This window comes from Rhizobium sp. P2_G2 (assembly GCF_056403555.1).
In genome coordinates, this window is record NZ_JBFUFF010000006.1 from 130,988 (window position 1) to 156,974 (window position 25,987).

The 25,987-nt window shown below is 61.9% G+C and carries 29 protein-coding genes; 10 read left to right on the top strand and 19 right to left on the bottom strand.

Annotated features, from left to right (window positions below; genetic code table 11):
- Window positions 1-79: 79 nt before the first annotated feature.
- A complete protein-coding gene (locus AC1D06_RS07715) occupies window positions 80-1,459 on the bottom strand; it encodes an MFS transporter (protein ID WP_477985794.1) in 1,380 nt (459 codons plus the stop codon).
- A 232-nt stretch (window positions 1,460-1,691) separates the two neighbouring features.
- Here AC1D06_RS07715 and AC1D06_RS07720 point away from each other — a divergent pair, with 232 nt between their 5' ends.
- Window positions 1,692-2,297, top strand: coding sequence for a LysE family translocator (locus AC1D06_RS07720; protein ID WP_477985795.1), 606 nt, complete (start codon window positions 1,692-1,694; stop codon window positions 2,295-2,297).
- 13 nt (window positions 2,298-2,310) lie between these two features.
- On the opposite strand, the gene AC1D06_RS07725 is transcribed toward AC1D06_RS07720, so the two are convergent.
- The gene (locus AC1D06_RS07725) at window positions 2,311-2,655 is read right to left on the bottom strand and encodes a hypothetical protein (protein ID WP_477985796.1); all 345 of its coding nucleotides are present in this window, start codon (window positions 2,653-2,655) and stop codon (window positions 2,311-2,313) included.
- A 70-nt stretch (window positions 2,656-2,725) separates the two neighbouring features.
- On the bottom strand, window positions 2,726-3,244 hold the full coding sequence (locus AC1D06_RS07730) for a MarR family winged helix-turn-helix transcriptional regulator (protein WP_477985797.1): 519 nt from the start codon (window positions 3,242-3,244) through the stop codon (window positions 2,726-2,728).
- 36 nt (window positions 3,245-3,280) lie between these two features.
- On the opposite strand from AC1D06_RS07730, the gene AC1D06_RS07735 reads away from it, so the two are divergent.
- Window positions 3,281-3,982 (top strand): glutathione S-transferase family protein, encoded by a 702-nt coding sequence (locus tag AC1D06_RS07735; protein ID WP_477985798.1) that lies wholly within the window; start codon window positions 3,281-3,283, stop codon window positions 3,980-3,982.
- A gap of 107 nt (window positions 3,983-4,089) precedes the next feature.
- On the opposite strand, the gene aguB is transcribed toward AC1D06_RS07735, so the two are convergent.
- Window positions 4,090-4,956, bottom strand: a complete 867-nt coding sequence (gene aguB, locus AC1D06_RS07740) for an N-carbamoylputrescine amidase (RefSeq protein ID WP_477985799.1) — start codon at window positions 4,954-4,956, stop codon at window positions 4,090-4,092.
- Between the two features lie 184 nt (window positions 4,957-5,140).
- Here aguB and AC1D06_RS07745 point away from each other — a divergent pair, with 184 nt between their 5' ends.
- Entirely contained in the window at window positions 5,141-5,461 is a 321-nt protein-coding gene (locus AC1D06_RS07745) for a DMT family transporter (RefSeq protein WP_477985800.1), read from the top strand.
- Window positions 5,462-5,475: 14 nt separating this feature from the next.
- On the opposite strand, the gene AC1D06_RS07750 is transcribed toward AC1D06_RS07745, so the two are convergent.
- Window positions 5,476-6,093: a sulfotransferase family 2 domain-containing protein gene (locus AC1D06_RS07750; RefSeq protein WP_477985801.1), complete on the bottom strand. Its 618-nt coding sequence runs from the start codon at window positions 6,091-6,093 to the stop codon at window positions 5,476-5,478.
- Window positions 6,094-6,096: 3 nt separating this feature from the next.
- Window positions 6,097-7,020 carry a LysR family transcriptional regulator gene (locus AC1D06_RS07755; protein ID WP_477985802.1) on the bottom strand — a complete coding sequence of 308 codons (924 nt, stop codon included), beginning with the start codon at window positions 7,018-7,020 and terminating at the stop codon, window positions 6,097-6,099.
- A 90-nt stretch (window positions 7,021-7,110) separates the two neighbouring features.
- Here AC1D06_RS07755 and AC1D06_RS07760 point away from each other — a divergent pair, with 90 nt between their 5' ends.
- Window positions 7,111-8,127 (top strand): NAD-dependent epimerase/dehydratase family protein, encoded by a 1,017-nt coding sequence (locus tag AC1D06_RS07760; RefSeq protein ID WP_477985803.1) that lies wholly within the window; start codon window positions 7,111-7,113, stop codon window positions 8,125-8,127.
- Here AC1D06_RS07760 and AC1D06_RS07765 read toward each other — a convergent pair.
- Window positions 8,111-8,773 (bottom strand): HAD-IA family hydrolase, encoded by a 663-nt coding sequence (locus AC1D06_RS07765; protein WP_477985804.1) that lies wholly within the window; start codon window positions 8,771-8,773, stop codon window positions 8,111-8,113. The two genes, AC1D06_RS07760 and AC1D06_RS07765, sit on opposite strands and share 17 nt — an antisense overlap.
- 250 nt (window positions 8,774-9,023) lie before the next feature.
- On the opposite strand from AC1D06_RS07765, the gene AC1D06_RS07770 reads away from it, so the two are divergent.
- Window positions 9,024-9,164, top strand: a complete 141-nt coding sequence (locus AC1D06_RS07770; protein ID WP_477882014.1) for a hypothetical protein — start codon at window positions 9,024-9,026, stop codon at window positions 9,162-9,164.
- Between the two features lie 233 nt (window positions 9,165-9,397).
- Here AC1D06_RS07770 and AC1D06_RS07775 read toward each other — a convergent pair whose 3' ends face one another.
- Entirely contained in the window at window positions 9,398-10,009 is a 612-nt protein-coding gene (locus tag AC1D06_RS07775) for a TetR/AcrR family transcriptional regulator (protein ID WP_477882015.1), read from the bottom strand.
- 108 nt (window positions 10,010-10,117) lie between these two features.
- Between AC1D06_RS07775 and AC1D06_RS07780 the strand changes: the two genes are divergently transcribed.
- The 3 genes from AC1D06_RS07780 to AC1D06_RS07790 all read left to right on the top strand — a co-directional run bounded on the left by AC1D06_RS07780 (window position 10,118) and on the right by AC1D06_RS07790 (window position 14,603).
- Window positions 10,118-10,801, top strand: coding sequence for a PspA/IM30 family protein (locus AC1D06_RS07780; protein WP_477985805.1), 684 nt, complete (start codon window positions 10,118-10,120; stop codon window positions 10,799-10,801).
- Window positions 10,802-10,832: 31 nt separating this feature from the next.
- A complete protein-coding gene (locus AC1D06_RS07785) occupies window positions 10,833-11,114 on the top strand; it encodes a YiaA/YiaB family inner membrane protein (protein WP_477882017.1) in 282 nt (93 codons plus the stop codon).
- A gap of 93 nt (window positions 11,115-11,207) precedes the next feature.
- Window positions 11,208-14,603 (top strand): acyl-[ACP]--phospholipid O-acyltransferase, encoded by a 3,396-nt coding sequence (locus tag AC1D06_RS07790; RefSeq protein WP_477985806.1) that lies wholly within the window; start codon window positions 11,208-11,210, stop codon window positions 14,601-14,603.
- A gap of 351 nt (window positions 14,604-14,954) precedes the next feature.
- Here the strand turns inward: AC1D06_RS07790 and AC1D06_RS07795 are convergent, their stop codons facing one another.
- Window positions 14,955-15,854: a LysR substrate-binding domain-containing protein gene (locus AC1D06_RS07795; protein ID WP_477985807.1), complete on the bottom strand. Its 900-nt coding sequence runs from the start codon at window positions 15,852-15,854 to the stop codon at window positions 14,955-14,957.
- Between the two features lie 107 nt (window positions 15,855-15,961).
- Between AC1D06_RS07795 and AC1D06_RS07800 the strand changes: the two genes are divergently transcribed.
- Entirely contained in the window at window positions 15,962-16,192 is a 231-nt protein-coding gene (locus tag AC1D06_RS07800; protein ID WP_477985808.1) for a hypothetical protein, read from the top strand.
- Between the two features lie 11 nt (window positions 16,193-16,203).
- On the opposite strand, the gene AC1D06_RS07805 is transcribed toward AC1D06_RS07800, so the two are convergent.
- Genes AC1D06_RS07805 through AC1D06_RS07850 form a run of 10 tightly spaced genes read right to left on the bottom strand, consistent with a single transcriptional unit; the run spans window position 16,204 to window position 25,188 of the window.
- Window positions 16,204-17,280, bottom strand: a complete 1,077-nt coding sequence (locus AC1D06_RS07805) for an ABC transporter ATP-binding protein (protein ID WP_477985809.1) — start codon at window positions 17,278-17,280, stop codon at window positions 16,204-16,206.
- Window positions 17,277-18,077, bottom strand: a complete 801-nt coding sequence (locus AC1D06_RS07810) for an ABC transporter permease (protein ID WP_477985810.1) — start codon at window positions 18,075-18,077, stop codon at window positions 17,277-17,279. Before AC1D06_RS07810 ends, AC1D06_RS07805 begins: the two co-directional genes overlap by 4 nt.
- A gap of 3 nt (window positions 18,078-18,080) precedes the next feature.
- Window positions 18,081-18,938: an ABC transporter permease gene (locus AC1D06_RS07815; RefSeq protein WP_477985811.1), complete on the bottom strand. Its 858-nt coding sequence runs from the start codon at window positions 18,936-18,938 to the stop codon at window positions 18,081-18,083.
- A gap of 60 nt (window positions 18,939-18,998) precedes the next feature.
- Window positions 18,999-20,009 carry an ABC transporter substrate-binding protein gene (locus AC1D06_RS07820; RefSeq protein ID WP_477985812.1) on the bottom strand — a complete coding sequence of 337 codons (1,011 nt, stop codon included), beginning with the start codon at window positions 20,007-20,009 and terminating at the stop codon, window positions 18,999-19,001.
- A 36-nt stretch (window positions 20,010-20,045) separates the two neighbouring features.
- Complete coding sequence (locus AC1D06_RS07825) at window positions 20,046-20,375, bottom strand: NIPSNAP family protein (RefSeq protein WP_477985813.1); 330 nt, start codon at window positions 20,373-20,375, stop codon at window positions 20,046-20,048.
- Between the two features lie 4 nt (window positions 20,376-20,379).
- On the bottom strand, window positions 20,380-21,843 hold the full coding sequence (locus tag AC1D06_RS07830; RefSeq protein ID WP_477985814.1) for an aldehyde dehydrogenase: 1,464 nt from the start codon (window positions 21,841-21,843) through the stop codon (window positions 20,380-20,382).
- A 7-nt stretch (window positions 21,844-21,850) separates the two neighbouring features.
- On the bottom strand, window positions 21,851-22,888 hold the full coding sequence (locus AC1D06_RS07835) for an LLM class flavin-dependent oxidoreductase (RefSeq protein ID WP_477985815.1): 1,038 nt from the start codon (window positions 22,886-22,888) through the stop codon (window positions 21,851-21,853).
- Window positions 22,889-22,891: 3 nt separating this feature from the next.
- Window positions 22,892-23,815 (bottom strand): flavin reductase, encoded by a 924-nt coding sequence (locus tag AC1D06_RS07840; protein ID WP_477985816.1) that lies wholly within the window; start codon window positions 23,813-23,815, stop codon window positions 22,892-22,894.
- The gene (locus AC1D06_RS07845; protein ID WP_477985817.1) at window positions 23,805-24,611 is read right to left on the bottom strand and encodes an alpha/beta fold hydrolase; all 807 of its coding nucleotides are present in this window, start codon (window positions 24,609-24,611) and stop codon (window positions 23,805-23,807) included. Before AC1D06_RS07845 ends, AC1D06_RS07840 begins: the two co-directional genes overlap by 11 nt.
- On the bottom strand, window positions 24,586-25,188 hold the full coding sequence (locus AC1D06_RS07850) for an amino acid synthesis family protein (protein WP_477985818.1): 603 nt from the start codon (window positions 25,186-25,188) through the stop codon (window positions 24,586-24,588). The genes AC1D06_RS07845 and AC1D06_RS07850 overlap by 26 nt, the downstream gene beginning before the upstream one ends.
- A gap of 96 nt (window positions 25,189-25,284) precedes the next feature.
- Between AC1D06_RS07850 and AC1D06_RS07855 the strand changes: the two genes are divergently transcribed.
- Window positions 25,285-25,983, top strand: a complete 699-nt coding sequence (locus AC1D06_RS07855) for a GntR family transcriptional regulator (protein ID WP_477985819.1) — start codon at window positions 25,285-25,287, stop codon at window positions 25,981-25,983.
- The last annotated feature ends 4 nt before the right edge of the window (window positions 25,984-25,987 follow it).

Here is a 25,987-nt window from a genome sequence, read left to right on the forward strand (position 1 = left end):
GCGTCCGTCATTGCGCCCTCTCTACAGAAGCTTGCTCCGGACGGCAAGGCGGCATGCGAGCACGCCGCCTTGAGCGATATCACGCCTCGATGTCGACGTGCCTGGTCTCCTTGCCGAGCAAGAGCGCGATCAGCGTCAGCACCGCCATGGCGGAGAGATAGACGCCGACCCAGAACGGGCTGCCCCCGCCCATCTTCCACAGCGCAATGGCGATGAATGGCGCCACCGCGGCACCGAGGATCGACGAGACATTGTAGGAAATGCCCGAGCCCGTATAGCGGACATTGGACGGGAAGAGTTCCGGCAGCAGCGCGCCCATCGGCCCGAAGGTAATGCCCATCAGCGAAAAGCCGATGATCAGCCAGGCCATGACGCCGAACGTGCCGAGTTTCAGCAAGGGCACCCAGAGGAGGCCGAAAAGGATGATGCCGAGCGTGACATAGATCAGCGTCTTGCGGCGCCCCCATTTCTCGGCCCAGGGGCCGGAGACATAGGTGAAGATGCCGAAGAACACCACGCCGATGATCATCATCAGCACGAAGGTCGTATAGTCGTAGCCGAGGCCCGGCATTGCCGGCACCGCCGGCCGCTGCACCGCTGGCGGGTTGACTGGCGCGCGACCATAGGCCAGCGAGAACGTCGTCATCAGGTAGAAGAGAACATAGGTCGCCAGCATGTAGAACGTGCCGAGGATGACCTCCGTCGTATGGGTGGAGAACACCGCGGTGAACGGCACCTTCCTGACCTGGCCGGTGCGCACCGTCTTCTCGAAGGCAGTGCTTTCAACCAGACTCAGGCGCACCCAGAGACCGATCACCACCATGACGGCGGAGAACAGGAAGGGCACGCGCCAGCCCCAGGAGAGGAAGGCGGCAGACGGCAGAGCCGGATTGTCGGATGGCAATATGGCCGCAATGATGAGGAAGAGACCATTGGCGATGATGAAGCCGATCGGCGCGCCTAGCTGCGGAAACGTGCCGTATATGGCGCGTTTTCCCTTGGGCGCATTCTCCGTCGCCACCAGCGCCGCCCCGCTCCATTCGCCACCGAGCGCAAAGCCCTGGGCGATGCGCAGGATGACCAGCAGCAGCGGCGCGAACCAGCCGACACTCGGATAGGTCGGCAGCGTGCCGATCAGGAACGTGGCGATGCCCATGGTCAGCAGCGCGCCGACCAGCGTCGCCTTGCGTCCGTGGCGGTCGCCGAGATGGCCGAAGAAGATGGCGCCAAGCGGCCGCGCCACCATGGCCGCGCCGAACACGGCGAAGGAGGCGAGCAGGGCCGTCGTCTCATTGCCCTTCGGAAAGAACAGATGCGGGAAAACCAGCACTGCCGCCGTCGCATAGACGTAGAAATCATAGAATTCGATGGTCGTGCCGATCAGGCTCGCCAGGATGACGCGCGACCGTGTATTGGCCGGACCAGCGACTGACCTGGCCGCCTCAGAAACCGATGCCATGGGCCCCCTCCACATTTTTCTGAATTAGATCTGGCCTATACCAAACGGCGGGTTTGCAAAAGCGGAAATGCAAGCCGGCCAAGCAGGCGCAGGCCTCCATCAACCAAAAATGCACGGAAATCCGACAACGGCTTGATCGCGGTCAAATCCGGTAACCTTGCGGGATGCTTCATTTTGTGCAAGCGCTGCAAATGCGGCAAAGTGATCGGTGCGACTGAAGGGAAAGAGGGCCATGGACTTCGGACATTATGCGGGACTTCTGAGCGGCGTCCTGCTCCTGCTGCTGATGCCGGGGCCGACCAACACGCTGATCATGACGGCCGGCGCCACCCAGCCGCTGCGGCGCATGCTGCCGATGCAGCTTGCCGAAGTCACGGCCTATAGTATCGCGGTGTCGCTGCTGCTCCTGCTCGAGGCGGTTTTGGGCAATTGGCGCTCGCTTGGCGCCGTCACCCTGAAATCGATCGCGATCGCCATCATCCTGCTGCTCGCTTACCGGCTCTGGCATCGGCGCAAATTGGCGGCAGCCGATTCCGGCACGCTGATCACGCCGAAAGCGATCTTCTTCGTCACACTCTTCAACCCGAAAAGCCTGGTCTTCGCCTTCGCCATTTTCACCCCGATCCAGACCGTCTCCGACTGGGCCGTCAAGCAGGCGCTGTTCGCCGGGCTGGTGATCGTCTGCGGCTGGGCCTGGATCGGCGCCGGCCATCTGCTGGCGACCGGCCGGCTGCGCGGCAGCAGTTTTATCCCGGCGTTGTCGGCCGTGGCGCTGTGTTGCTTCGCCCTTTATCTCGGCAGCACGGTGGTCGCCGATGCTGCCGCGATAGCGGGTTGAGCCGGAAAGGATATCATTTGCCTCGCACGATCCTGACAAGCCGTGCCGTCGGCTTGCCCGCTGCGGCGTCTCTATAGTCCTGATAGGTCAGGCGACCGCTGAGATAGGCTCGCTCCATGCGACGGCAAAAGCTTTGCGGCAAGGTAGCAGCGTTCATGTCGAACATCGCCGCCATGGCCTCGCGCCGATCGCCCTGATACCGGTTCATGTCGTTGATGCACTTTGCCATCACCTTGGCGCGAACATCCGGCCTCGTTCTGGCAATTTCCCTATACTTGACGAACTGCTGTTCGCTGACGACGCAGCCGGCAAGGCTCAGAGACAGGGCCGCAATGGCGACCACGTTCAAAATTCTCATCAAAAATCCCCCGATAGACATCCTCGTCTATCGGCTGCGGCTATAGCGCGCAACGTGTTTGCAGAACGCGCTACACCTTTGAAAGCAGGTGCGGCATTTCAGCCACCGTAAGACGAGCCAGCAGATCGGCCAAGACTGTCGCCTCGCCGTCGCTCAGTTTCAGGCCCACGGACCGTTCCACGGCCGCAGCATAGACTGGCCACATCTGTCGGCGCAAAGCGCGCCCTTCGTCGGTGATCTCAAGCAGTTGCCCGCGTTTGTCGTCTTCACAGGGCATGCTGGCGACGAGGCCTGTCTCTCTCATGCGATCAAGCAGGCGCGATAGATTATACTGCGCGAGCAGCAGTTTCGCTTGCAGATCGCGCGGACGCATGGGCCTGCCGCGCTCCAACTCCAACAAGACATCATACCATTCGAGCGGCGGGAGATCCGCGGCCTTCAGCGCCGTCTGCACACTGCCCATGGCAACCGCGTGGGCGCGGACCAGGCGGGTCCAGGCGAGGATCGTGACATCTGACGGTTTTGACATAGGCGCAGGATAACAGATCAATGCAATTACATCAACATTGACATCTCGATGCAATTGCATCAATATACGGACAATCCGGATTGAAAGGAGAAGAAGATGTCCCGACTGCCATTGCTGGTGAGCCACCACCTCTGCCCCTATGTTCAGCGCGCGGCGATCGTTGCTGCGGAGAAGGGCGTGGTGCTCGATCGTCAGGCGATTGATCTCGCCGCCAAGCCCGACTGGTTTCTGGCGCTGTCGCCGACCGGCAAGACTCCGCTGCTCCTGGTCGTTGATCGCGATGGATGCGAGCATCCGCTGTTCGAGAGCGCCGCCATAGCGGAATATCTCGACGAGACGGGCGAAGGCCCGGCGCTCATGCCCGCGGATCCGATCGCACGCGCTCGGACGCGCGCCTGGGTCGAATTCGCATCAGCCGTTCTTGCCGATATAGCCGGATTTTATTCGGCCGCCGATCAGGCTGCGTTCGACGCGAAACGCCAAGCAATAGCGAAGCGATTTCGCCACATCGAGCGTGAGGTCGTCGGGCCTTGGTTTGCCGGTGACCAGTTCGGCCTCGTCGATGCAGCCTTTGGTCCGGTATTTCGCTATCTCGATGCCTTCGAAACGCTGGCCGACATCTATCTTGCGGACGGTCAGCCGAAATTGGCGGAGTGGCGCAAGGGTCTGGCCAGGCGGCCAGCCGTCGCGACCGCAGTTGCCGCAGACTATCCGGAACGGCTGCGCACGTTCCTGCTCGCGCGCGGCTCACAGCTTTCGCGTCTGATCGCCGGAGCCATGGCTTCAGCGGCACTGTGATCCTGCCCGACCCCCGCCGGCATCGGCCGCCTGCAGCTGCGTCGAGACGACACACCTCTTGCCTGGCGGGTCGGAACAGGTGTCGATGTCGATTGCGTCCATTCGCTTCAGCCGCTGAAGGCCGTCAGCGGTTGATAAAGTTCCGGCCGCCGGTCGCGGAAAAGGCCCCAGCCGCGCCGCTTGCGTTCGACCGCATCGAGATCGAAAGTCGCCGTCAGCACTGTTTCGCTCGCCCGGTCCGCCTCGGCAACCTTTGCGCCGGTCGGATCGGCGATGAAGGAGGATCCGTAGAAGGTGATCTCGGTATTGCGTTTTCCCGGCTCGATGCCGATGCGGTTGGAGGCGATGAGCGGCACCATATTGGCGCCGGCATGGCCCTGCATCACCCGCTGCCAGTGGTCACGGGAATCGATCTCCGGATCGAGCGGTTCCGAGCCGATCGCCGTCGGATAGAAGAGGATTTCCGCACCCTTGAGCGCCATGGCACGCGCCGCTTCCGGAAACCACTGGTCCCAGCAGATGCCGACGCCGATCGTGGCAAACCGCGTCTTCCAGGTCTTGAAGCCGGTATCGCCGGGCGAGAAATAGAATTTTTCCGTATAGCCCGGTCCGTCCGGGATGTGGCTCTTGCGATAATTGCCAAGCACCATGCCGTCGGCATCGACGATCGCCACGGAATTGAAATAAGCCTTGCCGGCCTGCTCGAAATAGCTGACCGGAAGCACCACGCCGAGTTCGGCAGCGAGTTTGGCAAAGCGGGCGATGATCGGATTGCCGTCGAACGGTTTTGCCATATCGAAAAAATCGGCGATCTGGTCCTGGCAGAAATAGGGCGTGGCGAACAGTTCCTGGATCAGCACGATATTGGCGCCGCGCGCCGCCGCCTCCCGCACCAGCCGCTCGGCCTTGGCGAGATTGTCCGCGACATCCCAACTGCACGACATCTGGGTGGCGGCGACTGTGACATTGCGCATGAAATTCTCCCGGTTGCCAGGCGATCTTAGGGCAGCAGCCGGCCAAGCTCAAGACGGCCAGCCCTTCCGGCGCCATGACCGACCATCTTGAAAACCTTGGCGGAATTCCTATTTCGAACGGCGAGAGGACGACCTTTCGCTTCCCCACATTCCCGGGACGGCCCGGCCTAAAGGAGATCAAGCCGTGGCTTGGATCATTCTCGTTTGCGCAGGCCTGCTGGAAGTCGTCTGGGCCTTCTTCATGAAGAAATCGGCCGGGTTCACGCTGCTTGTACCGAGCGCAATCACAGTCGTCACCATGATCGCAAGCGTCGTGCTCCTGTCGATTTCGATGCGGAGCCTGCCACTCGGCACAGCCTATACGATCTGGACCGGCATCGGCGCCGTCGGCGCCTTCGTCGTCGGTATCGCGGTGCTCGGTGAAGCAGCGACGCCGATGCGGCTCGCCGCTGGCCTGCTGATTGTGTCCGGCATTCTGGTGATGAAGTTTTCCGGCGTCGAATAGCAGGTCATACGGCGCTACTCCTTTTGCAGCGACGGCCCGAAATCGCCGATGTCATAGCCAAGCCGTTCGAAGTCGACGGCATAGAAGATGGCAATCCGATGCGCCGTTTCGGGCGACATCGAAATCGACTGCGTAGCGCTTCGGCGCTCCCAGGGAACATCCGCCGCATTCACCAGACCCAATCTATCCAGCCGATCGCGAATTCGCTGGACTGCGCCGTCTTCGAAGCGGAACAATTCGAGCCCGTCGAACAGGAATTCACTTTGCGGCCGGATGTGATTGTCGCGGACGAATGGATCGCGGGCGTAGCGGGCAAACATGCGCTCGACCCAGGCGTCGAAACTGATGGCCTTCTCCCGCTCCAGAACCCGCATCTTATATTCGCTGGCCAGCCGGTCGTACGGATTGCGGACGATGGTGAAGCCGAAATCGTAAAGCGCCGGCGGAACGAGTTTCGTCAGGATCGCGGCATGGAAATGCTGCGGCGTACACGGCAGGTCCGGGATCAGGGCACTATGGCGCAACGCCTCGACGCCACCGCAGGTCTTGAGCATGGCCTCGACGCTCGTGCCCCCGGTCTTCGGGATATGCACGAAAAGCAGGATCCTGCCACCGAAGCGGAAAAGCGGCATGACCTAGCCTTTCTGCCGCGCATGGTCCGGCGGCTGGCCTGTCGCCCGCCGGAGATGGGCGAGCAGCCCCTCCACCAATGCATCGAAGGTAACCCGGCAGCGTGGTGACGTCCGCATGTCCTCGTGCATCGCCACCCAGGTTCCGAGCGACATTTCGAAATCCGGCAGCAGCCGCACCATGTCGGGATCGTCCTCAACCAGTCCTACCTGGCAGAGGCCGATACCGCCGCCGCTACGGATGGCTGCCAGCTGCGCCAGGTTGCTGTCCGTCCGGAAGGTAAAGCGTATGTCATCCAGCATCGGATAGCGCTTGGCCATGGCGCGGATATAGGCTTGCTGGCGATCGAAGCCGATCAGGCGGTGGCCATGCGCCTGATCGAAATTTTCAGGCGTGCCATGGCGATCGAGATAGCGGCGATGGGCAAACAGGCCGAGCGGCAGTTGGCCGATGCGGCGCACCACCAGCGCCTCCTGCGATGGTTCGGCCATGCGCACCGCGATATCCGCTTCGCGATTGAGGATGTCCTCTACCAGGTCGGTGGTCGAAAGCTCGATCTGCAGATCGGGATAGTCATCCTGCAGACGCGCCAGGATCGGCGGCAGCACCTCGACCCCGATCACCTCGCTGGCGCTGATCCTGACCGTGCCGCTGACGCGGCCGGCATCGTCGGCGGCCGTGCGCAGCAGTGCGGCCGTGGTCGAGGAGAGTATCTCGGCAAAAGGCTTCAGCGCCACCGCAGCCTCTGTCGGCAGCAGGCCTTGCGGCGAGCGGGTGAAGAGCTGCCGGTCGAGCGCCTGCTCCAGGCCCTCGATATGTCGGCCGACCGTCGGCTGGGTCAGGCCGAGCTCGCGCGCCGCGGCCGAAAGGGAACCGTGCTCCAGCACGGCCAATAAGGTCCGGTAAAAATCCCAGCTCGGTTCAGCCATAAATTTCCGTATAGCCATTCAACGGATTTCGACAATTTTGTTTATCGCCTTTCGCAGTCATTGTCATCTCACCAACCACGGAGAACGACAATGACTGCTCAAAACTCTTCCAGGATCGCCCTGGTCCTCGGCGCCACCGGCGGCATCGGCGGCGCCGTCGCCAAGACCCTCGCCGGCCGCGGCTGGACGATCCGGGCGCTTCACCGCGATGCCGCAGCCCAGCAGGCCAAGGAGCCGGCCTATGACTGGCGGCAGGGCGACGCCATGGTCGCGGCAGACGTGCTGGCCGCCGCCCGGGGCGTCGACGTGATCGTCCATGCCGTCAACCCGCCCGGCTATGTCCGCTGGGGTGAGCTGGTTCTGCCGATGATCGACAACACCATCGCCGCGGCGCAGGCGACCGGCGCCCGCATCGTGCTGCCGGGCAATGTTTACAATTTCGGGCCGGATGCTTTCCCGATCCTCTCCGAGGAAAGCCCGGAACATCCGCAGACCAGGAAGGGTGCGATCCGGACGGAAATGGAAGCGCGGCTGAAACGCGCCGCCGAAAGCGGCATTCCCGTGATCATCGTCCGCGCTGGCGACTTCTTCGGGCCGGGTGCGGCCAACAATTGGTTCTCGCAGGGTCTGGTCACGGCCGGCAAACCGGTCAAGTCTGTGATGTATCCCGGCAAGTCAGGTATCGGCCATCAGTGGGCCTATCTGCCTGATGTCGCCGAGACCATGGCGCGGCTCATCGAGCGCGGCAGCGCGCTCGACAACTACGCTGCCTATCATATGGACGGCGTCTGGGATCATGACGGCCGGCAGATGATCGGCGCCATCGAAAAGGCGATTGGCCACAAGGTCAGGATCCGGTCTTTCCCCTGGTTCGCGGTCCCGGCGCTGGCGCTCATCATCGCCTTTTTCCGTGAAGTCTGGGAGATGCGCTATCTCTGGAAACAGCCGATCCGGATGGACAATGCCAAGCTCGTCGCCGAACTGGGCGAAGAGCCGCACACGCCGATCGACAAGGCCGTCCACGATACCCTGGCAGCCTTCGGCTGCCTCGACGACAAGGCCGCGTCGAAAAACGGGCGGTCCGAGCAGGTCATGTTTCTTGCATGATCACCGTCAGGCGGCCGTCCGCTTCGGCCCGCGCGACGAGTTTCACATAGTGAGAGACGCTACGATGTGGCGTCTCCGCCGCATGCTGATGGGTGGCGGTGATCACCATGACATCGGCGCCCGCCGCCTCCGCCGCGGCAATCCCGGCCGGTGCATCCTCGAAGACAAGGCAGTCGGCCGCCGAGACGCCAAGCCTTGAGGCGGCTGCGAGAAACCCGTCCGGATTGGGTTTGCCGCGCGTCACATCTTCCGCCGTGACCATCACATCCGGCGCCGGAATGCCGGCCGCATTCATTCTTCGCATGGCGAGCTCGAGTGTCGCCGAGGTCACCACCGCCCAGCGATCGCGCGGCAGCGACTTCAGGAATGCGACGACGCCATCGATCGCCACGACGCCATCCACGTCCTCCAATTCTCCACGTTCGACCCATTTGACCTCCGCGTCGAGATCGATATCCGGCAGGTTCTGCCGGCGGATGGTGTCGGCTGCTCGGACGCCATGGATGGTCGGCAGGAAGCGCTCGACATCGATGCCGTGGCGCTTTGCCCAGGCGCTCCAGACGCGCTCGGCGGCGGCGATGGAGCTCAAGAGCGTGCCGTCCATGTCGAACAGCAATGCGGCATAGGATTTCTGCGAGAATGTCATCGTTTTTTCCGGCTCAGTGTCTGCGCACTGGCTGGACGGCCCGGGCGACAAAGTCAACCCGTCAAGACGCGATAAATCCGGCATGGCACTCCGGCAAAAGGTGATTTTTGCCGGCTCATTAAGCATGTCGGCAAAATCGCGAACCTCTTGGTCACCCAGGGAACAGGTTGGAAAGGCAAGATTAGTATTTGCTGAATATGATCGCTGCAAGGGCCGTCATTTTATCAACGGTCCACTAGGAAACAGTTCGATGAAAGACATCGTCGCAGCCAAGGAAATCATCGCTTTCGCTATCGTCGCTCTGTTGACGATCTCGACTGGTGCCCTGGCCTTCACCGGCAGTGCCACCTCCGCCAGCGCAGAAAACACCGTCATCACCCGCCTAGGCTAAGCCGAGCCGAGAGCAACACACCGACGACGATCAGCCTGAGACTACCGTCGAATTCCCGTTACGAGCGGAGCGCCATCGAGGCAATCCCCCTCCGCTCGCAAAGTCTCCAAGAAGCTTCTCGACGAAGCGATCGACCAAACTGCCACCGCTCCCCAAACCTCATGCCAATCCGAAAGCCGCACTGCCGGGCTTTCTGCATCTCATAAAAGCACCCGCGCTCTGATCGATACTCTTTACCGATCGGAATTCTTTGACGCGCCGGCAGCAAAGGTCGTCACGAAGTCATCGACCTCCTGGGCCAGCCGCGTCGGCGGCAAGCCGACAAAACGACCTTCGAGACTGATGTTGATCACACCATGCACGGCGCCGAACAGGGTGCGCGCACGAATCGACCGCGCTTCGTCGCTCAGACCCGGCTGCAACTCGTGCAGCGGCTCCGCAATCAGATCCATGAGATGCAGATGTTGCTCGAGATGCCATTGCGGCGGCGTCCCGTCATCGGGAAGACGATGCTCGAACAAAGCTTTCCAGAGATTGCGATGCGCGATGGCGAAATCGAGATATTTTCGGGCGAGATTGCGCAGCCGGTCGGTCGGCGGACTGTCCTTTACAGCGGAAATCGCCAGAGACTGCTCCAATGCCGCAAGCGTCAGCGAATTGACGTGGACCACCAGTTCGTCGAGATCGGCAAACACCGTATAGAGCCCGCCGAGCGCGCATTGCGCATCCTGCGTGACGTCACGGGCACGTAGCGACGCCAGCCCATCGGCAGCGATCCGGTTGCGCGCCGCCTCGATCAGGCGCGTGCGCAGATCCTCCCGCTTCAATTCCCGTTTTCCTGTCATTAACCAATCTTCTGCATTTGTGAACGATGTTCAGAATAAATCTTGAACATCGTTCGTATTTCTGTCAAAACCATTTCGTGAACATCGTTCATAAACGGAGACAGGAAAATGTTCAAACAGATTCTGACCCTCATGCGTGGCCAGGCTTTCGAAGCCGAACAGCAGTTCGTCGATCGTCACGCCCTGCCGCTTCTGGCCCAACAGATCCGCGAGGCCGCCGACGCCATCCAGACTGCAAGACATGCCGTCGCCATGGCGATTGCCCAGAACCAGCAGGAAGAGGCACAGCACCGCGCCCTCGTCGCAAGGCTGAAAGACCTGGAAGAGCGCACCATTGCGGCGCTCGAACAGGGCAAGCACGCCCTGGCACGCGATGCCGCGGAAGCCATCGCGCTGATCGAAACGGAGTGCGAAACCTCCGTGAAAGCGCAGGCGCAGTTCGCCGCTGAGATTTCCAAGCTGCAGGCCGTCGTCCTCGCTTCCGAAATGCGGTTGCGCGAACTCAAGCGCGGTGAACGGCTGGTGCGGGCCACCGAAAGCACCCAGCGCCTCAGCCACGCCATGCCCGAAGGTCTCGCGACCTTGCGCGACGCCGAGGAAACCCTGGAACGCCTGCGTCGTCGCCAGCAGCAAGTCGACCTGACCGCAGCGGCCCTGGCCGGCATGGACGGCGCGGTCGATCCGGCCACGATCATCGACAGGCTGGCGGACGCTGGTTGCGGCACGCCCTTACGTCGGTCCGTCGACGACGTGCTTGCCCGTCTCAAATTGCGAATGAACCCCGGCACCTGAACGTCTTCAACTCAATCAAAGGAACACGATCATGAATGAAGGTTTCCAGAAACATTCCCCGGCCTGGATCAGCTTTTCTTATTTGAGCTTCGGCGTCGCAGCACTCATGCTGGCGCTCGGCATTTACCTGATGCCGCTCGACCTTTGGGGCAAAGGCTATCTCACCATGGGTATTCTGATGCTGGTGCAGACGACGGTGAATGTTACCAAGACGCTGCGCGACAACCAGGAAGCAGAAAAACTGATCCGCAAGGTCGAAGACGCCAAGACAGAGAAGCTGCTCTTCGGCATCAAAGGCACCGACGCGAATTAACAAGTCTTAACCACACCACAGAGTTGTTGAACGCAGAAAGATTTGCGTAACCAACTCTGTGGCTTTCTCTCCCGACACCGAAAGGGAAGCCCGATGCAACGCAATCTCATGACGTCGAAGAAGTTCGCGCCGCTGTTCTGGACGCAATTCCTCACCGCGTTCAACGACAATTTCCTCAAGAACACATTGGTGTTCCTGATTCTCGTGCAGATGAGCGCCTCCGATGGCGAAGCACTGGTGACCCTTGCCGGCGTGATCCTGATCGTGCCCTTCCTGCTGTTTTCGGCCATCGCCGGCGAACTTGCCGACAAATATGACAAGGCAAAAATTGCCGAACTCCTGAAGCGGTGCGAAATCGCCGTTGCCGCGCTCGCCGTCATTGGCCTCGCTTTCTCCTCGATCTGGGTCCTGATGCTCTCTCTGTTCGGCTTCGGTGTCGTTTCATCGCTGTTCGGCCCGATCAAATACGGCATCCTGCCCGACCACCTCGAGCGCAAGGAATTGCCCAAGGCCAATGCCTGGATCGAGGGCGGCACCTTCATTGCCATCCTTTCAGGCACCATCACCGCCGCCTTTGCCTTTGAAAAGGGCGGCAACGTGCTGGTGTTCGGCGCGATGATGATGGGCCTTTCGGTGATCTGCTGGCTGTCGAGCCGGATGATCCCCGCCACCGGTCGCAAAGCGCCCGACCTCGCCATCGACAGGAACATCATCCGTTCGAGCTATAACCTCGTCACGGAAATCCGCCACGACAAGCGGCTATGGCGCTCGGCTCTGATGAACTGCTGGTTCTGGCTTGTCGGCGCCTTCGTGCTCTCCATCCTGCCGCCCATGGTCAAGGACCTGCTCGGCGGTTCGGAAATCATCGTGCCTGTCTATCTCACCGTTTTCGCCATTGCCGTTGCTGTCGGTTCGGCGATTGCGGCCTGGATGTCTGCTGGTCGCGTCGTCCTGCTGCCAGCCCCGGTCGGCACCGCCCTGCTTGCCGTCTTCAGCCTCGATCTTGCCTGGAACCTCTGGGGCCTGCATTCCGCAACGCATGCGACTGATATCAGCGCCTTCTTCGCCGGTCCGAACACCATCCGCGTCGCCATCGACCTTGCCGGCCTCGCGCTCGCCGGCGCCTTTGTCGCGGTGCCGACCTTCGCAGCACTGCAGACCTGGGCGCATGAAGACCACCGCGCCCGCGTCATCGGCGCCGCCAATGTGCTCTCGGCGCTGTTCATCACCGTTGGCCTCGGCATTGTCGCCGGCTTGCAGAAGCTTGGTTTGACTATCCCTGAAATCCTCATCGGTCTCGGCGTGATCAATCTTGTCGTCGCCTGGGTAATGCTCAAGACCCTGCCGACCGACCCGTTCCGCGATTTCATCTCCATCCTGTTCCGCGCCTTCATGCGGCTGGAAGTCGATGGGCTGGAGAACATCAAGAAGGCCGGCCCGGCCCCGATCATCGCGCTCAACCATGTCAGCCTGCTCGACGGTGCCCTGGCGCTTGCTATCACCGAAGAAGAGCCGGTCTTCGCGGTCGACTACAAGATCGCCCAGGCCTGGTGGGTGAAGCCGTTCCTGAAATTCGCCAAATTCCTGCCGCTCGACCCGACCAAGCCGATGGCGACCCGGTCGCTGATCAAGGTGGTCCAGGACGGCCATCCGATCGGCATTTTCCCGGAGGGACGGTTGACTGTCACCGGCACGCTGATGAAGGTCTATGACGGCGCGGCCATGGTGGCCGACAAGACCGGCGCCATGGTCGTACCCGTTCGCATCGACGGCCTGGAAAAGAGCTATGCCTCCTATATGAACGACGGCAAGATCCGCCGCCGCTGGTTCCCCAAGGTCAAGGTCACCGTTCTCGAACCGGTCAAGCTGGAAGTCCCCGCCGAACTCAAGGGCCGCAAGCGTCGCACCGCCGCCGGTGCCGCCCTCTACAAGGTGATGTCGGACCTGATGTTCCGGACTTCGGATACGTCCTCCACGCTGCTGGAGCGTGTCGTCGATGCTGCGCAGGAATACGGCATGAAGAAGCTCGCCGTCGAGGATCCGGTCACCGGCAAACTCACTTACGGCAAGCTGCTCACCGGTGCCGCCGTGCTCGGCGCCAAGTTCCGCACGATGTTTGCCGAGGACAATATCGGTGTCATGCTGCCGAATGCCAATGGCGCTGCCGCCACGATCCTGGGGCTGATGACAGCGGGCAAAGTGCCGGCCATGCTGAACTTCACCGCCGGTGCCGCCAATATTCTCTCCGCCTGCAAGGCGGCAAAGGTCGAGCATGTGCTGACCTCCCGCGCCTTCGTCACCCAGGCCAAGCTTGGCCCGGTGGTCGAGGAACTGCAGAAGCAGGTGAAAATCGTCTGGCTCGACGACCTCCGCGCCCAGGTGAGCCTGTTCGACAAGATCCGCGGCCTCCTTCACAAAGCCCGACCACTGGTGAAGCGTGCGCCCGACGATCCGGCCGTGATCCTCTTCACCTCGGGCTCCGAGGGCACGCCGAAAGGCGTGGTGCTAACCCACCGCAACATCCTGTCCAATGCCGCCCAGGCCGCTGCCCGCATCGATTTCCACAGCGGCGACAAGGTGTTCAACATCCTGCCGGTGTTCCATTCCTTCGGCCTGACGGCCGGCACGATATTGCCGCTGATCTCGGGCGTGCCGGTCTATTTCTACCCGTCACCCCTGCACTATCGCGTCGTCCCGGAGCTGATCTACATTTCCAACGCGACAATCATCTTCGGCACCGACACCTTCCTGAACGGCTATGCCCGGACCGCGCACCCTTACGATTTCCGCTCGATCCGCTACATCTTCTCCGGCGCCGAGCCGGTAAAGGCCTCGACCCGCGAGACCTATATGGAGAAATTCGGACTCCGCATCCTCGAAGGCTACGGCGTCACCGAAACCGCGCCGGTGATCTCGATCAACACGCCGATGTACAACAAGTCCGGCACAGTCGGTAAATTGTTGCCCGGCATGGAATGGAAGCTCGAACCGGTGCCCGGCATCGACGAGGGCGGCCGCCTTTATGTCCGCGGCGCCAATGTCATGGCCGGCTATCTCCGCGCCGAAAATCCTGGCGTCATCGATCCGCCGACCGATGGCTGGCACGACACCGGCGATATCGTCACTGTCGACGAAGACGGCTTCGTCAAGATCCGCGGCCGCGCCAAGCGCTTCGCCAAGATCGGCGGCGAGATGATCTCGCTGGCCGCGGTCGAAACCCTGGCCGCCGAGTTCTGGCCTGGGCAGTTGACCGCCGTCAGCGCGGTGCCCGACGCCAAGAAGGGCGAACGACTGGTGTTGTTGACGGAAGCGCCGAACGCCACCCGCGCCGACTTCCTCGCCTTCGCCAAGTCCAGGGGCGCCTCGGAGATGATGGTGCCGGCCGAAGTGCGGGTCGGCAAGGTTCCTGTCCTGGGCACCGGCAAGGTGGACTTCGTCGCCGCGCGGAAATTGGTGGAAGAGATGACGGCGGCAGCGCAAGCAGCGTAGCGCGAATGTGATGGCGGAATGCGCGGCAGGCCGGACCTGCCGCGCTGCCTGGCACCCGTAGCGCCTTAAGCCCCCTATCGTGAACAAGCCATTATTGGGAGCTATCGCTTGTGGCTCACCCCCTCTGCCCTGCCGGGCATCTCCCCCTCAAGGGGGGAGATTGGATGGCTCACCGCCCTGCCCAACACAAGCGTTTCAAACCCGGCCCTCGACAAATATTTGAGCCAAGGCTCGTGCCTCTGGCCAATCTCCCCCCTTGAGGGGGAGATGTCCGGCAGGACAGAGGGGGGTATGCGGTCAAACGCAATTGCCCGACCCTTCATCACCACGCTCAAGTCTACAGCCAGACCATCAATCGCTCTTCCTCAGCGTCTTCGTCTGGTCCAGCAGCCATTCCCTGAACAGCTTGATTTTCAGCATGTTCCTCCGATCGGTCGCATAGACAAGCCAGTAGCTGTGGCCATCCGACCCCTCGATCGGGAACGGCTGGACCAGGCGGCCATCGGCAATATGCGCCTGATAAAGATTGCGCGTCAGTATGGCGACGCCCTGTCCGGCAATCGCGGCCACCGCTTCATAGAATTGCGCCCCCAGCATCGGGCCGGGCCGGACACGCTCTGGCCGATATTCGCTTCCAACCGCTTTGAACCACACAGTCCACCACGGATCGGTGTGGCCGAGGATCGGGATTTTGTAGAGATCGGCGGGCTCCCTTATACCGCCGACGCTGTCCGCAAGCCGGGGGCTAAGCATGGGCGTATAGTTTGACTTGAACAAAAAGTGCGACGTCAGCCCGGCCCACTCACCCGCGCCGACGCGAATACCGATATCGATTTCCTCCTTGGTGAGATCGATCATGCGGTTGGACGTGTCGAGGCGGACGGCAATGTCGGGATGGGCTTGCTGGAACAGGCCCAGCCGCTCGGACAACCAGTTCGAGGCAAAGGTCTGCATGGTGGTGATCGACAATTGCCCAGCTGCCCCATCCCGGGCGGACCGGTAGGCTTCCGACAGCAGCGAGAAAGCCTGCGTCGCCCGACTGGCAAGCGCGTCACCGGTTTCCGTCAATGTGACTTGCCGTGCTTTCCGGATGAACAGCGGGGCGCCGACGCGCTCCTCCAGCACCTTGATCTGGTAGCTGACGGCAGCCTGGGTCATTCCCAGTTCTTCCGCCGCCCGCGTGAAATTGCCCAGGCGCGCAGCGGCTTCGAACACGCGGATCGCAGGGAGCGGCGGTAGCTGCCAGACCATAGATCGATAAAGCCCCCTTATGAATGCTGTCCGATCTTCGATTGGAAAGAACGCGACACTGCGCGGATACTATCCTCGATCAACAGCATTCGAAAAGGCTCATTCCGATGAATTTGCTCGCCGCATCGCCGAAGCAGTCGGCACTGACAAGGCTTGCCGCCGTCCTTCTGACCGGCCTGTCCAAGGTCTCGATCACCCGGTCAAGGACCCGTTATGTCAACCTCGGCGAGTTCCCGCTGCATCTGCAGCGCGACATGGGTTTTATCGACGGGCAGGAAACGCCTGGCAGCAGTGCGCGCGACACAGGCGGCACCTCCCCGCATGATTTGCTGCGATAGGTCATCGCAGCTCACATGAAAACGTGTGCACTTTCCGGGCTGAATCTCAATGACACATCCTGCCCGACCGCGAGGCCGGCCAGCGCCCCATGGCCGAACGGCAGACGCACCGAGACCGGCTGTACACCCTTGGGCTCGACCAGAACATGGATGTTGTTGCCGAGGAATGTCAGGTCGCGCACGACGCCGCCAAAAGCGCCGGGAACCAGGCCCGCTTCCAGCTCTATACGCTCCGGACGCAGCAGCAGCGACGCCTTGCCGCTTTCCGCCTTGGCCCCATGCATCGGCACGCCCGCGACGACGGTCCCGTCGGGAAGCACGACCCGCGCCTGCTTGCCGTCTGTCGCATCGATCCTGGCGTCGATGAAATTGCTGTCGCCGATGAAGCCGGCGACGAAGCGGGTCGCCGGGTTGGCGTAGAGCTCTTTTCCGGTACCGATCTGGTCGATCTCGCCCTGGCTGAATACGGCGATACGATCGGAAAGTCTCAACGCCTCTTCCTGGTCATGGGTGACGTAGAGGATCGTCACGCCGGTTTCCTGATGGATGCGACGGATTTCATACTGGATCTCTTCGCGCAGCTTCTTGTCGAGCGCCGAAAGCGGCTCGTCCATCAACAGCACCGGCGGATTGTAGACCAGCGCTCGCGCCAGTGCGACGCGCTGCTGCTGGCCGCCGGACATCAGCGCCGGCTTGCGGTCCTCGAAACCTTCCAGCCGCACGAGTTTCAGCGCCGCCTTGACGCGCTCGGCGATCTCGGCCTGCGGTCGGCGGCGGATGCGCAGCGGAAAGGCTACGTTCTCGCCGACCAACAGATGCGGAAACAGCGTATAGCGCTGGAACACCATGCCGATATTGCGCTTATGGGAGGGCGTCGCCAGCAAGGTCTTGCCCTTCAGCAGGATATCGCCCTCACTGGGGTCCTGGAAGCCGGCAAGGATATAGAGCGTCGTCGACTTGCCCGAACCCGAAGGACCGAGAAAGGTCATGAACTCGCCTTCGGCAACATCCATGGTGACATTCTTGATCGCCGTGACCGGGCCATAGACCTTGCGGAGGCCGCGAATGCTGAGAAAGGCTTCGCTCATGCTTTTCGTCCCTTGCGGAAGAGCGCCGCCACGATCATCAAAACGATGGTGAAGGCGATAAGAAGTGTGGAAGCGGCGGCGATCACCGGCGTCAGGTCCTGGCGAAGCGTCGACCAGATCTTGACCGGCAGCGTCTGCAATGTCGGGCTGGCCATGAAGATCGCCAGCACCACCTCGTCCCAGGAGGCGAGGAAGGAGAAGATCGCGGCGCCGAAAATGCCGTGGCTGATCGCCGGCACGGTGACTCTCAACCGCGCCTCCCAGGGGCTGGCGCCGCAGAGCACGGCCGCATCCTCGATCGATTTGTCAAAACCCTCGAGCGCATTGCCGATGGAAATGATCGAGAACGGCAGGGCGATCAGGAGATGGGCGATGACGAAGGCGATTGTCGTCCCGGCGAGGTTCAGCCTGAGGAAGAGCGCGTAAAGCGCCACCGCAAGCACGACGACCGGCAGGATCATCGGGGTGAGGAATAGCGCACGCAGCACATCCCGACCAACGAACGTGCCGCGATTGAGGCCGAGCGCGGCGAGAAAGCCGATCACCACCGAGAGAACGGTGACGATGGCCGCGATTTTCAGGCTGGTCAGCGCCGACAGGAACCAGCGCGGATCGGCAAACAGTTCCTGGTACCAACGAAACGTCCAGGACGGCGGCGGAAAGATCAGCCATTGCGACGAGCCGAAGGACAGGGCCGCGATGAACACGATCGGCAGGATCAGGAACAGGCAGACGACGACCACCAGCCCGACCAGGAATATGCGAAGTCCGCCAAGCTTGTCGAAATCGAGCAGCATCGCCTACCTCGCCCTGTTGGGATTGACGAAGCGCAGCTGCACCGCATAGAGCGCCAGCGTCACCACCAGCAGCACCAGTGCTGCGGCACCGCCCATGCCCCAGTTGACCAGCGACTGCACGAACTGGGCGATCAGTTCCGCCAGCATCATATTGGCCGTACCGCCGAGCAGGGCCGGAGTGACGAAATAGCCGAGCGACATGACGAAGACCATGAGCGCCCCAGCGGCGATGCCGGGCAGCGACAGCGGCAGCAGGACGCGGAAAAAGCACTGCGCCTTGTTGGCACCGCAGAGCGCGGCTGCCCGAAGAGTCGCCGGATCGATCGAGCGGATGACGCCCATCAGCGGCAGGATGACGAAGGGCAGCATGATATAGGTCATGCCGATGGTGACGCCGACCAGATTGTTGACCAGCGCCAGCGGCTGGTCGATCAGGCCGAGGCCGATCAGCGTCTTGTTGATCACGCCGGTGCGCTGCAAGAGCACCATCCAGGCATAGGTGCGCGCCAGCAGATTGGTCCACATCGACAGGATGATGATTGCCAGCACCAGCCGCGACCAGCGTTCCGGCATGATGGCAAGCAGCCAGGCGACCGGATAGCCGATCAGGACCGAGATGAGGGTGACCAGGCCGGCCACGGTGAATGTATTGAGGAAGACCCTGAGATAGGTGGTCGAGCCGAGAAGCTCGGCATAATTCTGCAAGCCAGGCTGCGGCTCCAGCACGCTGCGCAGCAGCAGCATCAATACCGGCACGACGAAGAACAGCGCGATCAGCACCAGCGCCGGCAGCACATAGCTGAAACTGCCATTTCGCCTGCGCTCGACGCTTGTGCCCGTAATCACTGCTGAAGTGGCCATAGGATCATGATCCAGAAAGAGGGTGCGAGCGGGCCGGCAACCGGCCCGCTCCGGTTCAAATTACTTGGCCTGCCAAGCATACCAGCGGGTGCCGATCTCGTCGCGATGATCCGCCCAGTAATCCATGTCGGCATTGACCTGGGTATCGGCCTGCATGTCCGGCAATGTCTGGCGAATCTTGCCATCCATCAGCGTGTTGGAGTCGAGATTGGTCGGCGCATAGCCGGTCGTGGTGGCGAACTGCGCCTGCGCCATGGCGCTGGTGGCATTGGCGATGAATTTCATCGCTGCAGCCTTGTCCTTGGCGCCCTTCGGCACGACGAGCGCGTCGGCTGCCGTGATATTGTTCGTCCAGGAGGTCTCGACATTGACACCGGTCGCGGCCAGCGCGGTCAGGCGGCCGTTCCAGAACGAGCCGAACGGTGCTTCGGCGGAAGCCAGCAATTGCTGTGACTGGGCACCGCTATCCCACCAGACGATGTCGGACTTGATCGTGTCGAGCTTCTTGAAGGCGCGCTCGAGATCGAGCGGATAGAGCTTGTCCGCCGGCACGCCGTCGGCCAGCAATGCTGCCTCGATCACACCGGGCGCAGACCACTTGTAGAAGGCGCGCTTGCCGGGGAATTTCTTGGTGTCGAACAGGTCGGCCCAGGTTTTCGGGCAGTCCTTGATGGCGTCCTTGTTGCAACCGATGACGAAGGAATAATAGAAGCTGCCGACCGAATAGTCGGTGACGAAGCGCGGGTCGAGCTTGGACTTGTCGATGACCGAGAAATCGAGCTTTTCCAACAGGCCCTTCTTGCCCGCCTGCACGGCATAGTCGCCTTCGACGTCGACAACGTCCCAGGTCACGTTACCGGATTCGACCATGGCCTTGATCTTGCCGTAGTCGGTCGGGCCGTCCTGGGTGACGTTGATCTTCGTCGCTTCGGTGAAGCTCTCGGCCCAGTTGGTCTTCTGCGCATCCTGCGTGGTGCCGCCCCAGCTGGTGAACACCATGTCTTCCGCACGCGCCATGCCGGCAAAGCCGAGCGTGGCGGTGAGAAGTGCAATTGCAATCTTGTTTTTCATGTTCCCTTTTCCTTTTGCTTGGTCGTCTGGTTGTCGTTAGGCAGGCTTGGTCCCGCCGAGCGGCGAAAAGGCCGCCGGCGTCATGATCTTGTTTTCCGCAGTGACGATGAGGTCGCGGATGCTTGGCAGGAAGGCCTGCCATTCCGGATCGGCGGCGAGGCGGGCGCGCCGCGCCTGGCGATCATCGAGGCTCTCGAAACCCCAGATGTGGACGATCTCGTTGATCGGCCCGATCTCCGAGGAGAAGTAGCCGATGAGATTGCCGAGATGCTTCTTCTGGATGGCGATGCCGATCTCGCCGACGACTTTGAGATAGTCTGGAATGGCGCCGTTCTTCAGCCTGTAGGTGCGGATCTCGTAGAACATGGCGTCACCGCATCACGAAGGGATCGGGGAATGGATCGTCCGACGTCCTGAGCCAGACCGTCTTGGTGCGGGTGAAATCCAGCGCCGCCGCCAGGCCGCCCTCGCGGCCGTGACCCGACTGGCCGTAGCCACCGAAGGGCGCAACGGGCGAAACGGCGCGGTAGGTGTTGATCCAGACGATGCCGGCGCGGATCTTTTTGGCCATGCGGTGCGCGCGGGTGAGGTTCTGGGTAAAGACTCCGGAGGCAAGACCGTAGCGGGTGGAATTGGCCAGTTCCACCGCCTCTTCCTCGTTGGCGAATGAGATGACCGACAGGACCGGACCAAACAGCTCGGTCTCGACCGACGGCGCGTTGACGCCGTCGCAGTCAAGGATAGTCGGCAGATAGTAGAAGCCGTTGCCCTCGCCGACCCGGCCGCCGGTCACCAGCTTGGCCCCGGCATTGATCGACGCGGCGACCACTTTTTCGATGCCGTCGCGCTGGCGGCGCGTACACAGCGGGCCGACCTCCGTCGCCATGTCGAGCGGTGAGCCGATACGGATCGCTTCGGCCTTGGCCTTCAGCATCGCCGCGAAGCGATCCTTGATCGATGCCTCGACGATGAGGCGTGAGCCGGCAACGCAGCTCTGCCCGGTCGCGGCGAAAATGCCGGCGACCTGGGCATTGGCCGCACTTTCGAGATCGGCATCGGCAAAGACGATGAACGGCGACTTTCCGCCGAGTTCCAGCGACGTGCTGGCGAGATTGTCCGCCGAATTGCGCACCACCTGCGCCGCTGTCGAGGGACCGCCGGTAAAGGCTATATGGGCAACGCCGGGATGGCGGGTCAGAGCGCTGCCGCAGGACGGGCCGAAGCCGGTGATGACATTGACGACGCCCTTGGGGAAACCGGCCTCGTCGATAAGGCGTGCGAATTCGAGCAGCGGCGCCGGGCCATCCTCGGAGGCCTTGACCACCAGCGTGCATCCAGCGGCCAGCGCCGGCCCGATCTTGACCGCGGCGAGAAACAGCTGGCTGTTCCACGGCACGATCGCGGCGACCACGCCCACCGGTTCGCGACGCGTCCAGACATCCATGTCGGCCTTGTCGATGGCGAGCGTCGCGCCCTCGATCTTGTCGGCAAGGCCGGCATAATAGCGATAATATTCCGCCACATAGGCGATCTGCGCCGAGGTTTCACGGATGATCTTGCCGGTGTCGCGGGTTTCGAGTTCAGCCAGCCGCGGAGCGTTCGCCTGGACAAGGTCGGCGAGCCGGTAGAGCAGCTTGCCGCGAGCGCTTGCCGTCATTGCCGGCCAGGGTCCGCTCCAGAGCGCCCGCTCCGCGGCCTTGACGGCGCGGTCCACATCGTCTTCCCGCGCCTCGGGCATCGATGCCCAGATGGTGCCGGTCGCCGGATCGACCGAGTCGAAACGGGCTGAACCGTCTTCGAATGTGCCGTCTATGAATTGCTGAAAGCTCTGCATGACCGCCTCACTGGAATGCCGGCATGACATCGGCGATGAAACGTTCGAGCGACGCCTTCTTGCGCTCGAAACTCATGCCGCTGTCGATCCAGAGGGAATATTCGTCATAGCCGAGGTCCTCGTAGACCTTGAGCCGCCTGATGACTTCGGAGGCGTTGCCGATCGGCATGTTGGCCATCATCGTCTCGGGCGCGAGGTTGGGATTGGCGTTCAACTCCTCCTCGGTCAACTGCTCGATCAGCCCCTGGCTGATCGGCCGCTGGTTTTTGAACCAGGCAAAGAAATAGTTGTAATAGACGCTCAATTCCTTCGCCGCCTGGGCGATATCGGCCTGGTCGCTGCCGACATAGGTGTGGAGCAGCAGCATGATCTTCGGCCGGGGCACTTCTGTCGCCTTGGCGCAGGCCGCCGTGAACCGCTCCATCAGACTGGCGATTTCGGCCTCGCCATTGGCGAGCGGCGTGCACTGGACATTGCAGCCATTGGCGACGGCAAATTCATGGCTGTTGGGATCGCGAGCCGCCACCCAGATCGGCGGATGCGGCTGTTGCAACGGCTTCGGCGCCGAGGTGGTGGAGGGAAATTTCCAGAACTCGCCGTCATGGGCATAGTCACCGGCCCAGACACCTTTGACCGCCGGGATAAGCTCGCGCATGCGCTGGCCAGCGCCCCAGGCATCCAGGCCCGGCAACAGCCGCTCATATTCAAAACTATAGGCGCCGCGGGCGATGCCGATATCGAGCCGGCCATCGCTGATGATGTCAGTCATCGCCGCTTCGCCGGCAAGCTTGATCGGGTGCCAGAACGGCGCGATCACCGTGCCGGTGCCGAGGCGGACATTCTTGGTGCGGCGCGCCAGATCGGCGATGTTGACGAACGGGTTCGGTGCAATGGTGAAATCCATCGCATGGTGCTCGCCGGTCCAGATCGCGTGCATGCCACCCTTGTCGGCGATGTCGCACAGCGCAATGAACTCTTCGTAGAGCTCCTTGTGGTTCTGGCTGGCATTCAGCCGTTCCATATGGACGAACAGCGAGAATTTCATGACTTACCCTTTCGTGGCCACGGCATGCACCCGGCCCTTATCCTGATCGCCGAAATAAACGCCGAAATTGCCCAGCATGCTTTCCGCAGAATAGCGCTTCACGAGCTCGCGCACCGCATTGTCGGCGATGGCGGCGACCGGAAGATCCTGCACCGGAAACAGTCTTCCCGATTTCGGTTCGCCCGCACCGAGCGTGGCGCGATAGACGACATGCTGGCGGCCGGTCTTGGTGTCCTCATAGACCGAGTAGAGAAGCCCGGTCTGGCTGGTGAGCCCGATTTCATCGGCGGCATAGTTTTCCAGCGCCTCGATGCCATCGGTTTCGCCCTTTTCGACGAAAGGCAATGTCCAGCCGCCCTTGCCGTCGTCGACCAGCAGGATTTCGCCATCCCGCTCCGCGACAATGCCGAGCAGGAGGCTTCCATCTGTATTGGCGAGCAGCGTCTTCTCGGCCAGTGCCGGCGTGAAATAGCCGCCGCGCGCATAGCCGAGGCCGGTTTTGCCGGTATTCTCGACGCCTTCGATCTTACCGAGCAGGATCACGTGATCGCCGGCATCGACGAGCTGGTGCATCGAACAGTCGAACCAGGCGGCGACATCGGCGAAGACCGGCGAGCCGAACGGGCCTGTCTTCCAGTTGACCGCCGCGAAGCGATCTTCGACCGGCCGCGCAAAGGTGTTGGAGACGTCCTTCTGCCCTTCGGAGAGGATGTTGACGGCAAAGCCTTTTGCCGTGGTCAGCGTCTGGTAATTTCGCGAGGTCTTGGCGAGGCAGACGAGCAGCAGCGGCGGATCGAGCGAAACGCTGGTAAAACTGTTGGCCGTGAAACCGATCGGCGCGCCGTCCTCGGTCGTCGTGGTCACCACGGTCACGCCCGTCAGGAACGCGCCGAATGCATCACGCAAGGCTCTGGGTTCAAACGTCATTCCCCACCTCCCATGTCAACCAGTCGGCCAAAGCCGCGTTCACGTGTTCCGGCGCGGTGAGATTGACCATGTGACGATGGCCATTGATCACCACTGCCCTTCCATGCGCCGCTGCGGCGGCCATGTCTTGCGCCATTTTCGGCGTTGAATTCAGGTCGCCGTCACCGGTGAGAAACAGCGCCGGACAGGCGACGCGAGCCCAACAATCCGAATAGACCGAATCCCCTGTCGCAAATGCCCGATAGGCGGTCGCATAGCCGGCAGCGTCGACGGCCTGAAGCAAATCATGCACCAGCCGATAAGCGCCACTCGTCGTCTCCTCGTGGGAAAACCAGCGTTCCAGCGGCGCTTCACGATCGAAGGAGCCGCTGACGATCTCATCGGCCCGTGCCTCGACCGCCTCGCGCGCGCCGATGCTGCGCTTGTGCACGCCGTTCAACAGGGCCACGCGGCGTACCTTCTCCGGCGCCGTTGCCACGATGCCGGTCGCAATCAATGCACCCATGGAATGGCCGGCGACATTGACCCGGCCAATATCCATCTCGTTGAGAAACCGGTCGAACCACTCGACGAAATTGGAGAGCTGCGGCGGCCTGCCAAGCGACACAGAAAGACCGTGGCCCGGCAGATCGACCGCGATCACCCGCGATAGGGATGCGAGCGCATCGATCTGCGGTCCCCAGGCTTCGATGCGCATGCCCACGCCGTGGATAAGGACGAGCGTCTCGTCGCCCTCTCCGCGCTCGACATAGGCAGCGCCCGAAACTGTCTTAGACCGCTGCAGGGTTTGCAACATCGTGGCCCAACTCCCTAAGGTCCTGGTAACGGTCGCCGATACGATGATGCGGACGGCCGCCGATCGAAGCACCCAATGCTATGACGATCTCGTCGGCCGCCGGCGCATCCGGGATGGCGCATTGGATCGTCAGGTAATGTGAACGGCGGCCTTCGTCATTCTTGTCCATCAGCGGGATCATGATCGGCGCATTGGCCGGGCCGCGCGTGTTGCAGAAGGCGAGATAGGACTTTGCCCCGACGGCCGTGCGGTAGTGATTGCCGAAGCGCAGCGTGTGGATCAGGGCCGAGGCATGCTCGACCTCGCCATCGAGACCGACCACAGCCGACTTGCCGTAACCTTCCACCACGGCGCCAGAGCCGGCCGTGTCGATGATCATCCTGGTCAGCAACTCACCCAGCACGGGGGCGACAGCATGGATCTCCGGCTTGAGGTCTTCGACGAAGCCACGCCCCGCCCAGGGATTCTTCACCACCGCCATCGCCGCGATCAGCTTGAGCGGCGTCGGCGCCTCACGGCCACCTTCGATCAGCGTGGTTTCCACGTGCAGCAAAGTCTTGCGAATGGTTGCCGCCACGGCATCCTCCTGTCCATTTGTCTCATCATATGTTGGTATACCATAAGACCGAGTGTCAAGACTTGTGCAAAAAAAAATTTGCGGCTACACAAAGCCATGACCAAGACTGTCGAGAATCTAGCGGCCCTCCGCATCGAAACCCCGCCCGTAACCCTTCGGGAAATAGCGCTCGACCGCATGCGACGCGCCATCATTGCCGGTCTGTTCGAGCCGGGAGCGCGGCTTGTGGAGCGCACGCTCTGCGACCAGCTCGGCGTTTCCCGATCCGTCATCCGCGAAGTGATCCGCCATCTCGAGGCGGAGGGACTGGTGGAGATGCTAGCCAAGCAGGGGCCGATCGTCGCCCGCCTCAGCTGGGACGATGCGCGGCAGATCTACGACATCCGCGCCGCGCTCGAATCAACGGCGGTGGCCGACTGTGCCCGGGTGGCCGACGAGCGGATCAAGACAAAGCTGCGGCAGGCGCTCGACGAGCTCGATCGCTGCTCGCAACAGAATTCACCACCCGGCATTCTCGACGCCACGACGGAATTCTATTCTGTCATATTCGAAGCCAGCGGCCACAACATCGCCTGGGATATCGTTAGCCGGCTCAATGGCCGCATTTCGCGCCTGCGCGTCATGACGCTGTCGACGACAAACCGGACGACTTCAGGTCCGGCACAGATCCGCGAGATCTTCGCCGCTATCGACCGCAATGATCCAGAAGCCGCTGCGGAGGCTTGTCGCGCGCATGTTACCGTCGCTGCAGGTATTGCTCAGACCTTGTTGAAAGGGAGTGAGCCGAAAAGCTGAAATA

Bases quoted from the DNA above. Each gene is read 5' to 3' on its own strand.
- AC1D06_RS07715 (WP_477985794.1), bottom strand. From the start codon at position 1,459: ATGGCATCGGTTTCTGAGGCGGCCAGGTCAGTCGCTGGTCCGGCCAAT.
- AC1D06_RS07720 (WP_477985795.1), top strand. From the start codon at position 1,692: ATGGACTTCGGACATTATGCGGGACTTCTGAGCGGCGTCCTGCTCCTG.
- AC1D06_RS07725 (WP_477985796.1), bottom strand. From the start codon at position 2,655: ATGAGAATTTTGAACGTGGTCGCCATTGCGGCCCTGTCTCTGAGCCTT.
- AC1D06_RS07730 (WP_477985797.1), bottom strand. From the start codon at position 3,244: ATGCAATTGCATCGAGATGTCAATGTTGATGTAATTGCATTGATCTGT.
- AC1D06_RS07735 (WP_477985798.1), top strand. From the start codon at position 3,281: ATGTCCCGACTGCCATTGCTGGTGAGCCACCACCTCTGCCCCTATGTT.
- aguB (WP_477985799.1), bottom strand. From the start codon at position 4,956: ATGCGCAATGTCACAGTCGCCGCCACCCAGATGTCGTGCAGTTGGGAT.
- AC1D06_RS07750 (WP_477985801.1), bottom strand. From the start codon at position 6,093: ATGCCGCTTTTCCGCTTCGGTGGCAGGATCCTGCTTTTCGTGCATATC.
- AC1D06_RS07755 (WP_477985802.1), bottom strand. From the start codon at position 7,020: ATGGCTGAACCGAGCTGGGATTTTTACCGGACCTTATTGGCCGTGCTG.
- AC1D06_RS07760 (WP_477985803.1), top strand. From the start codon at position 7,111: ATGACTGCTCAAAACTCTTCCAGGATCGCCCTGGTCCTCGGCGCCACC.
- AC1D06_RS07765 (WP_477985804.1), bottom strand. From the start codon at position 8,773: ATGACATTCTCGCAGAAATCCTATGCCGCATTGCTGTTCGACATGGAC.
- AC1D06_RS07770 (WP_477882014.1), top strand. From the start codon at position 9,024: ATGAAAGACATCGTCGCAGCCAAGGAAATCATCGCTTTCGCTATCGTC.
- AC1D06_RS07775 (WP_477882015.1), bottom strand. From the start codon at position 10,009: ATGACAGGAAAACGGGAATTGAAGCGGGAGGATCTGCGCACGCGCCTG.
- AC1D06_RS07780 (WP_477985805.1), top strand. From the start codon at position 10,118: ATGTTCAAACAGATTCTGACCCTCATGCGTGGCCAGGCTTTCGAAGCC.
- AC1D06_RS07785 (WP_477882017.1), top strand. From the start codon at position 10,833: ATGAATGAAGGTTTCCAGAAACATTCCCCGGCCTGGATCAGCTTTTCT.
- AC1D06_RS07790 (WP_477985806.1), top strand. From the start codon at position 11,208: ATGCAACGCAATCTCATGACGTCGAAGAAGTTCGCGCCGCTGTTCTGG.
- AC1D06_RS07795 (WP_477985807.1), bottom strand. From the start codon at position 15,854: ATGGTCTGGCAGCTACCGCCGCTCCCTGCGATCCGCGTGTTCGAAGCC.
- AC1D06_RS07800 (WP_477985808.1), top strand. From the start codon at position 15,962: ATGAATTTGCTCGCCGCATCGCCGAAGCAGTCGGCACTGACAAGGCTT.
- AC1D06_RS07805 (WP_477985809.1), bottom strand. From the start codon at position 17,280: ATGAGCGAAGCCTTTCTCAGCATTCGCGGCCTCCGCAAGGTCTATGGC.
- AC1D06_RS07810 (WP_477985810.1), bottom strand. From the start codon at position 18,077: ATGCTGCTCGATTTCGACAAGCTTGGCGGACTTCGCATATTCCTGGTC.
- AC1D06_RS07815 (WP_477985811.1), bottom strand. From the start codon at position 18,938: ATGGCCACTTCAGCAGTGATTACGGGCACAAGCGTCGAGCGCAGGCGA.
- AC1D06_RS07820 (WP_477985812.1), bottom strand. From the start codon at position 20,009: ATGAAAAACAAGATTGCAATTGCACTTCTCACCGCCACGCTCGGCTTT.
- AC1D06_RS07825 (WP_477985813.1), bottom strand. From the start codon at position 20,375: ATGTTCTACGAGATCCGCACCTACAGGCTGAAGAACGGCGCCATTCCA.
- AC1D06_RS07830 (WP_477985814.1), bottom strand. From the start codon at position 21,843: ATGCAGAGCTTTCAGCAATTCATAGACGGCACATTCGAAGACGGTTCA.
- AC1D06_RS07835 (WP_477985815.1), bottom strand. From the start codon at position 22,888: ATGAAATTCTCGCTGTTCGTCCATATGGAACGGCTGAATGCCAGCCAG.
- AC1D06_RS07840 (WP_477985816.1), bottom strand. From the start codon at position 23,815: ATGACGTTTGAACCCAGAGCCTTGCGTGATGCATTCGGCGCGTTCCTG.
- AC1D06_RS07845 (WP_477985817.1), bottom strand. From the start codon at position 24,611: ATGTTGCAAACCCTGCAGCGGTCTAAGACAGTTTCGGGCGCTGCCTAT.
- AC1D06_RS07855 (WP_477985819.1), top strand. From the start codon at position 25,285: ATGACCAAGACTGTCGAGAATCTAGCGGCCCTCCGCATCGAAACCCCG.